Source organism: Rhizobium sp. P1_B8, assembly GCF_056406515.1.
Map to the genome: position 1 here is coordinate 86,241 of NZ_JBFTZZ010000026.1, position 8,459 is coordinate 94,699.

Below are 8,459 nucleotides of genomic sequence, written 5' to 3' on the forward strand. Positions count from 1 at the left end.
TTGCAGGTGGCAGCACATTTCCACCCGGTGCGACCGCTCGACCTTTCGTAAACAGGGAGCTTGTGTAGGCGCGCGCAGCACTCATGAAGGCGCGTTTAAACTATCTCAGTTTCGATCTTCGGACTGTGCTATGATGAGCAATGGCAGAGTTCTCCGCACTTGAAGCAGCCACGCGACGGGTCACCGATGATCGAATCCAGATCGCGGTCCAGGAAGCCGAAATTGCCGGGGGCGTTCTCCGGGGCGAATCCACGTCTTTGGCTCGAGAAAAGCTCAAGAGCTGTTTGCAAAATCTTCGATTTCACATCTTTGCGCGTGACCTGATCCAAGCGAGGATAAGCGTAGATCATCACCTGCCGCCCATGTCGAGGACATGAGTTCCACGAAACTGCATTAAACGACGAGCTGTAAATTCATTGCGTTCCCGCCTTCCTTCGCCAGACTGGTACTCCCCGATGATGACCGGTTTTGAGCCGAAGGGGCTTCAGACACGTTCCCTCGCCCCATTTGGGGGAGAGGGTTGGTGTGAGGCAGCTCTTGGGCTTCGACGGCGCGCGCAAGCTCATCCCTCCAATTCGATGATCGCGCAGCCATAACCTTCGAGATCGAGCCGGCCGGCAACGGGGTTTTCATCATTCAGGAGATCGCAGCCTGCGGGGACGCCGCCGATGGCGGCCGGCTGGTCGGTGTAGTTCTGGATGAACAGCAGCCGACGGTCGTCATTCATCCGCATGGTCACCTCGACACCCTCGGGAAGCTCGCCGATCAGCGGCTCGATGCCGACGGGCGCAAATAGCCGCCCGGCAAGCGCTGCCGTCAGATCCGGCGTGAGATAGGTGCCGACATAGACCACCTGCCCTTTACCGACCTTGCGCGACGTCGCCATCGGCTGGCCCTCGGCATAGCGGTTCGACCAGGCCGCGACCACTTCGACATCGCCGTCGGTCGCAAGGTTTTCATAAAAATAGCCGGCAGCCAGTTCGCGGTTGCCAATCTTGAAGCGGCGCTCGCGCCGGTGCGATTCCGCCGGCTTGTTCGGAGGAATGACAAGCCCGCCCGAACGCTCCATCACATCGAACAGCCCGTTGGCGCCGGGGGCAGCAAGACGGCCGAAATCCTCGACGCGCACGCCTGTGAGCTGAGACAGCGAGGTGCCGGGCGCGGTCTCGCGGATCACGTGGTTGTCTTCGTTGCGCGTGCCGGTGCGCGCGCCGATGACGACAGTGCCGCCTTGCTCGGCGAAGGATTTCAGCCTTTCTGTCCATTCGTCCTTCCACATCACCCAATGGGGAACATAGAGCAGCTTGAGCTTGGAAAGATCGTCCTCGGGATGAATGAAGCCGCAGGCAATGCCGCGGTCGTAGCAATATTGGTGCAGCAGGATCGCATCGTCCTGTGGGCTCGGCAGGCCGATTGGATAGGTCTTGTGGGCTTCCTGATTGTCGAAGTCGGATCCGGCGATGCCGACATCCATACGCACATGGGTGCCGAGGATCTTGGGCGCTAGCGCGGTCATCTCGGTTGCGAAGCGTTTCGCCTCGTCATAGCGATGGCGGGCGACGTCGTCGTGGTCGATGATGCCCATCCAATAGATCTCGGCGCCGAAATGCGCGGGGCGCCAGCGGAAGAACATCAGACCGTCAGCGCCATGGGCGACAGAGGAGAGCGCCATGCGGCGCAGTTCGCCCGGCTCCGGCGTCAGCGTGCAGAAACCCGGCTGGCTGCCGAAGCCCGATTGCTGCTCGGGAACGATGTAGTTGCCGGAAAAACCGCGGCAGATATCGAGGTGCAGCGCCTGGACCTTGGCGTGGTTTCCGAGCCGTTGGAACTCGTCGTAGAGCATCGGATAGATATCGTAGCCGACGAAATCGAGATCGGTGGTGAACTGGCCGCGAAAGTCGATATCTCTGAGACCCCCGAGATTGTGGAAGACGAACCAGGAGGGTTTCACGGCGCGCAGGATCTCGACCTGGTCGTGCTGGAAGCGCGCCGTCGAAAAGGCCAGGAAACGGTGATAATCCTGGAGATGTCCGGGGCTCGGGAAGGTCGGGCCGAACTCGATCGGCAGCACCACCTGGTCGAAACTGTCATAGGCCGTCGCCCAGAAATCGCCGCCCCACGCCGTGTTGAGCTTGTCGATTTCGCCATATCTGCCGGCCAGAAAGGCCTGGAATTCGGTGAGCGTCGCCTTCGAAAAACTCTCCGGCATGCTGGTATTCAGCTCGTTGTCGGTCTGCCAGCCGACGACAAAGGGATTGTCGCGATAGTGCTCGGCCATCGCTTTGGTGATGCGCCGGCTGTGTTCGCGAAAGACCGGGCTCGCCGTGTCGCAATGCTGCCGCGAGCCATGGCTCATCGGTCGGCCCTTGCCGTCGACCCTTAGAATCTCTGGATGCGCCACGGTCAGCCAGCGCGGCGGCGTTGCCGTCGGCGTGCACATGATCGTGTCGATGCCAAAGCGCCCGAGCATGGCGATGGCACGGTCGAACAGATCGAAATCGAAGGTGCCGAGCTTCGGCTCGAGAATATGCCAGGCGAATTCGGCCATTCTGACCACGTTGAAGCCGGCCTTTGCCATGCGCTCGGCGTCGCGCTCCCAGTAGCTTTCGTCGACGTGCTCGGGATAATGCGGGGCGCCGACGAGGAAGCGGTCGGTCTTGATGGAGTTCCATACGGAAAGGTTTGCGGTCTTGTCGGACACGGTGATGTTTCCTGTGATTATCTGTCGAGGATCGTCTTGCGGGCGCTGATCGTGCGTCCGCCGTCGGGCGAGAAGAGATAAAGTTCGCTGGCGTCGAGCTTCAGCGCCACGTTTTGGTCGGCGGTAATGGGCGCGACGTAGCTCAGCTGCACCGTGATGTTGCCGGTGCCGCTTTCCGAGGCGATGGTCCTGAGATTGCCGGCGTCGATATAGAGGATGGTTTCGCGCCCGAGATGCTCGACCAGTCGGACCGCACCGCTGATCGCCCCGCCTTGGGCAGCGTCGGCGACCACCGATATGTTTTCCGGCCTTACACCCAGCGTCAGGCTGGCGCCCTTCGGCAGCACCGCGGCCTCCGCCAGTTCCACCGTCACCGGCACAAGGCCGGGTGCCGAAACCGTGATATTGCGGCCGGACACCTCATCGACGGTAACGCCGAGGAAGTTCATCCGCGGGGCACCGAGAAAGCCCGCGACGAAGAGGTTGTCAGGGTTGCGGTAGAGTTCGAGCGGTGAGCCCACCTGCTCGATTATTCCCTGGTTCAAGACGACGATCCGGCTCGCCATGGTCATGGCCTCCACCTGGTCGTGGGTGACGTAGACCATGGTGGCGCCGAGTTCGGCATGCAGGCTGCTGAGCTCGACGCGCATCTGGGTTCGAAGTGCTGCGTCGAGGTTCGACAGCGGCTCGTCGAAGAGGAAAACGTCGGGCGAACGGGTGATTGCCCGGCCGATCGCCACGCGCTGCCGTTGGCCGCCGGAGAGCTGCTTCGGCCGCTTTTCCAGCTGGTCGGTGATCCTCAGGATCTTGGCGGCGCGGGCCACCGCCGCCTCGATCTCGGCCTTCGGGCGCTTGGCCATGCGCAAACCGAAGCCCATGTTCTCCGCCACCGTCATATGCGGATAGAGTGCGTAGGACTGGAAGACCATAGCGATGCCGCGGTCCCCAGGCTCCTGTTTGCTGACGTCGCGGCCGTTGATCAGGATCTGGCCGGAGGAGATCTCCTCCAGGCCGGCGATCGACTTCAAAAGCGTGGACTTGCCGCAGCCGGAGGGGCCGACCATGACGATGAACTCACCCTGCGCCACGGAAAGATCGATGCCGCGCAGCGCGTGATAAGCACCGTAATTCTTGTTGATCTGTCGGAGTTCGAGACTGGTCATGCGTCCTGGCTCTCTGCTGTTGAAACTTGGAACGTTAGGAGATGGCTCATCCCTTCACCGCTCCCATCGTCAGGCCGGCGATGAAGTGGCGCTGCATCAGGAAGAACATGACGACGGGCGGCACGGCGACGACGATGGTGCCGGCGGAAATCAGGTTCCAGGCCGATACCCATTCGCCGCGGAGATTGGCAAGGCCGGCGGTAACAGGCTTGACGGAGTCGCTGACGGTCAGCACCACGGCCCAGAAATAATCGTTCCAGATGAAGGTGAAGATCAGGATGGCAAGTGCGGCCAGCGCCGGCCGCACCAGCGGGATCGCCACATGCACCAGCGTCTGGAAGGGAGAGGCCCCTTCGGCTCGCGCCGCCTGGAACAGCTCGTCGGGAAGTGCGGCAATGAAATTGCGCATGAACAGTGTTGCAAAGCCGGTCTGGAAGGCGACGTGGAAGATGATCAGCGCCGCCGTGGTGTCGATCAGATCGAGCCGGACCATCAGGTCGCGCACCGGGATCATCATGATCTGGTGCGGCAGGAAATTGCCGCCGACGAACAGCGCGAAGATCAGCATGTTGCCGGGAAAGCGGTAGCGCGACAACACATAGCCGGCGAGCGTGCTCAGCACCAGGACGCCGATCACCGAGGGAATGGTGATCGTCAGGCTGTTGAGGAAGTAGCGGGCCATCGGTGTCTGCGTGAAGACAGCCGTGTAATTGTCGACCACGCCGATGCCGGTCGGCCATCCCCACAGATTGCCGCCCATGACATCCTCGGTCGAACGGAACGAGGTGAGGATGATCGCAAACAGCGGGCAGAGCCAGAGCAGAAGGACGATGACGACGGCGAGCACATAGAGGCGGCGCTGCCAGACGTCGGCTTCGGGAATGGGACGAGGATACATCAGCCTCCCCTTTCTTCTGTATGGATGATGCGGCTGAGGTACCAGACGATGAAGGCGGCCATGATCACAAACAGCACGGACGCGATCGCCGCGCCGTAACCGAAGCGATAGGAGAAGATCGACTGTTCGAACATCTGGTAGGCGAGAACCGAGGACGAACCGAAAGGGCCGCCATTCGTCATCACCGATACCATATCGAAGGACCTGAGTGCCCCGACCACGGTGACGGCAATGGCGATGAAAGTGACCTGGGTCAGCTGCGGCAGCACGATGTGCCACAACATGTTCCAGCCCCTCGCCCCATCGACGCGCCCGGCACCGATCAGCTCTTCGCTGAGATTGTTGAGCCCGGCGAGATAAAGAACCATGCAGAAGGTGATCTGCGGCCAGAGTGCTGCAATCACGATGGCGAAGGTGACGAAATGCTCGTCGGAGAGAACCGCTGGCGCCGTCGCCCCGAAGGCCCTGAAGATCAGCGCAAGCAACCCGAACTCCGGCGTATAGACCCAGGTGAACACCACACCGACCGTCACCGAGGCGAGCACCAGCGGGATGAAGAACAGCGACTTCAGGAAGCGCATACCGCGAATTTTCTGGTTGACCAGCAGCGCGATGGCGAGCCCGATCGGCGGTGCCGCCATGAACATTACCAGCCAGATCAGGTTGTTCTTCAGCGACACGTAGAATTGCGGATCGTTGTAAAGCTCGACGTAGTTGCCGAAGCCGATCCAGACCATCGGGCCGAAGCCGTCCCAGTCGTGCAGGCTGATCCAGAGGCTCCTGACGGCCGATAGCAGGATGACGGTGAAGAACAGCAATATCGCCGGCGCGATGAGTAAAGTCGGGGTGAGCCACCAGCGCTGGCGGCGCCATAACATCAACATCTCAAGAACCTCATTAATACAGGAGCAGACTCATGCGTGCTCCGGGAGCAGAGGCGCACCTCCTCCAAGGGTGGAGGCAAACAGCCTCCACCCCTTGGAAGCAGCGGTTCGCCGCCGCCCCTGGGAGAGCTGCTAGATCTTGTAGATGCGCTTGCGCGTACCCTCGAGGCGCGTCAGGATGGCCTTGCGCCGGTCGGGTTTGGCCATGAATTCCTGGAAGCCGACAAGGCCGGCCTGCGCCATATCGGGATCGCTGTCGCGGTCGTAATATTGCGACGTGCCCTGCACCGTCTTCATCGTCTCGACGGCGACGTTGACCAGCGGGTCTTTGCTTGCCGGCAGGTCGTGGCGCGGCGGCACGTTGCCGCCCGGCTCCAGATAGGCCGCCAGATTCTCGGGCTTGTAGAAGTAGGCAAGGAATTCACGCGCGCCCTGCTTGTTCTTGGCCTTGGCGGGAATGTGGATCGAGTTGACCGAGAATTCCTCGTAGTGGCCGACCTTGGCGTCGAGCACCGGGAAGGTCGCGTAAGAGAGCTGCGGTAGATCTTCGGCAGTGAAAGCCGAGCGCAGGAAAGCGCCGAGATTCATCATGCCGGCCTTCTTCTGCGCCAAGAGCGCCGCGGCCTCCTGCCAGCCGAAGGACGTGTGGTTCTCCGTGAAGAACCCCTTCGAAATCATCGCCTCCCACTGGTCGAAAACCGCTGTCAGCGCGGGATCGAGATAGCTCATCTCGCCGTTCATCAGCGCCATATGCTTGTCGAGGCCGTTGATGCGAAGGTTCATCTGGTCGAACCAGCCGGCCGCCGGCCACAATTCCTTGGTGCCGATCGCAACCGGCGTGATGCCCGCGGCCTTGCACTTGTCGCCATAGGCCATGAACTCTTCGGCCGTCTTCGGCACGGTCAGACCATGTTGCTCGAACACATCCTTGCGATAGAACAAGCCCCAGAGCGTGCCTCCGGTGGGAAGGCCATACTGCTTGCCGTCGTCGGTGACGGCGCCTGCCGTCGCGCCGAGGACGTCCTTATATTTCTCTTTCTCGAAAAGGTCGGAGATGTCGTCGAACAGGCCGCGCTTGACGAAGGCGCGCATGCGGTTGCCCGAAAACCAGGAGCAGACGTCGGGCGCGCCGGCGACGAGATAGTTGCGAATGGCCGTCTTGTGGGCCTCGTGGTCCATATTGTTGATGACGACATTGACGCCGGCTTCCTTGCTGAAGCCCGCGGCAATCGCCTTCAGCGCATCAAGTGCGGCACCATTGTTTTCGGCGGAGATCATCGTGACCTCCTGGGCTTGCGCGATCGCCGGGATCGGAAAGCTGCCGGTGACCGCTGCGGCGGAAACCAGCCCCGCGCCCTTCAGGAAGCGTCTGCGGGTGGTCGTCGGAAATTGCTTCAAAAATGTCATTGAATTCCTCCCAGTTGATCGATCAACATCTCCCGACCGTCGCCTCCTCCATGAAACGACCGACCAGGCATTCAACGCTGCGATCCGCTCGGCGATTCCAGCGATAATCCGCCTGGCTGAGTTGATCCGCGGCCGAACTTATGCATAGATCGTTGCAGCCCGCAATAATTAATTTACAAAATTAAGGAATGCATCGTGAAGTTAAAAGGCGACCAGACCACGGCGAGAGCCATGAACCGACGCCTCATCCTCAACCTTCTCCGGCGGGAGGGGCCGAGGAGCCGCGCCGACATCGCGACGGTGATTGGTTTAAGTCCTGCCGCCGTCACCTTTGTCGTCGCCGACCTTCTGGAGGAAGGCATCGTCATCGAAGGGAAGACCGTGCCCGGCCTCACCGGCCGCCGCCCGATCCCGGTAGATATCAACTATGAACACGCACTCGCCGTTGGCTTCAAACTGATGGTCGACTCGGTGGAGTGCGTGGCAACCGACCTTGCCACCAACCCCGTCGCCGCCATGCGAGTAAACCTCGACGGCCACGACCCCGATAAGGTCGCCGACCTGCTGGCGGGCACCGTGCCAGAACTGGTAAAGCTCGCCGGCCGGCCGGATGCGAAGCTCGCCGGCATCGGCATCTCCATGCCCGGTGTCATCAATCACGAACAGACGGCCTGCGTGCGCAGCCACCGCTTCAGCTGGAACAACGTCCCCCTCGCCTCGCTCGTCGCCAGCCGTGTCCATGTACCGGTCTGGCTGGAGGACGACACCAACGCTTATGCCATTGCCCAGCAGCTCTTCGGGCTCGGCCGCCAGCATCGCAACATGGCCGTCCTCGCCGTCGGCGTCGGCATCAGCTGCGCGCTTGTCATCGACGGTAAGCTCTACCGCGGCGCAAACGGCGCGGCCGGCAAGTTCGGCCACACCCTCTACGAGGAGAACGGCCGGCTCTGCGAATGCGGCAAGCGCGGCTGCCTGATGGCCTATCACTCCGAAGCATCGATGCTGAGACGCTGGCGGGAAGCGACCGGCCGCGAGGAGCTGGGACTGCCGGAATTGTCGGCTGCGCTCGCATCAGGCGATGCCGCCGCCCTCGCCCTCGTCGCCAATTCCGGCCGCGGCATCGGCACCGCCCTTGCCAATCTCGTCAACATCACCGATCCCGAAGTCATCGTCGCCGGCGGCGAAGCCGTCTCCCTCGGCGAGCCTTTCCTGACGCCACTGCGTGAAGCCCTCGCTGCCCGGACCTTCCGAACCGCCCCGCCCCTCTTGCCCGACTGGGAGGACAATTCCTGGGCTCGGGGCGCCGCTGCCCTCGTCACCCAGAAAATATTCGACTTCGAATCCTCCGGCGGCATCACGGACATCGCCAATCTCGCCGGCGTCAGACCTGTGGACTCGTCGTCGGC

At 61.8% G+C, this 8,459-nt stretch carries 7 protein-coding genes; 1 reads left to right on the forward strand and 6 read right to left on the reverse strand.

Translation table 11 applies throughout. The features are described 5' to 3' along the window. Positions 1-128 precede the first annotated feature (128 nt). From AC1D2N_RS26790 to AC1D2N_RS26815, 6 genes are all read right to left on the reverse strand, one after another. Positions 129-350 carry a hypothetical protein gene (locus AC1D2N_RS26790; protein ID WP_018242684.1) on the reverse strand — a complete coding sequence of 74 codons (222 nt, stop codon included), beginning with the start codon at positions 348-350 and terminating at the stop codon, positions 129-131. 212 nt (positions 351-562) lie between these two features. After that, positions 563-2,701, reverse strand: coding sequence for a beta-galactosidase (locus AC1D2N_RS26795; RefSeq protein ID WP_477982334.1), 2,139 nt, complete (start codon positions 2,699-2,701; stop codon positions 563-565). Positions 2,702-2,718: 17 nt separating this feature from the next. Beyond that, positions 2,719-3,864 (reverse strand): ABC transporter ATP-binding protein, encoded by a 1,146-nt coding sequence (locus AC1D2N_RS26800; protein ID WP_130729193.1) that lies wholly within the window; start codon positions 3,862-3,864, stop codon positions 2,719-2,721. Between the two features lie 46 nt (positions 3,865-3,910). After that, the gene (locus AC1D2N_RS26805) at positions 3,911-4,762 is read right to left on the reverse strand and encodes a carbohydrate ABC transporter permease (RefSeq protein WP_115157262.1); all 852 of its coding nucleotides are present in this window, start codon (positions 4,760-4,762) and stop codon (positions 3,911-3,913) included. Further along, positions 4,762-5,646, reverse strand: coding sequence for a carbohydrate ABC transporter permease (locus tag AC1D2N_RS26810; RefSeq protein WP_018242688.1), 885 nt, complete (start codon positions 5,644-5,646; stop codon positions 4,762-4,764). Before AC1D2N_RS26810 ends, AC1D2N_RS26805 begins: the two co-directional genes overlap by 1 nt. A gap of 132 nt (positions 5,647-5,778) precedes the next feature. Continuing rightward, positions 5,779-7,053 carry an ABC transporter substrate-binding protein gene (locus tag AC1D2N_RS26815; RefSeq protein ID WP_130729194.1) on the reverse strand — a complete coding sequence of 425 codons (1,275 nt, stop codon included), beginning with the start codon at positions 7,051-7,053 and terminating at the stop codon, positions 5,779-5,781. A 195-nt stretch (positions 7,054-7,248) separates the two neighbouring features. Between AC1D2N_RS26815 and AC1D2N_RS26820 the strand changes: the two genes are divergently transcribed. Continuing rightward, positions 7,249-8,459, forward strand: a 1,211-nt coding sequence (locus AC1D2N_RS26820) for an ROK family protein (protein ID WP_477982335.1), incomplete at its 3' end; no start/stop codon positions are given.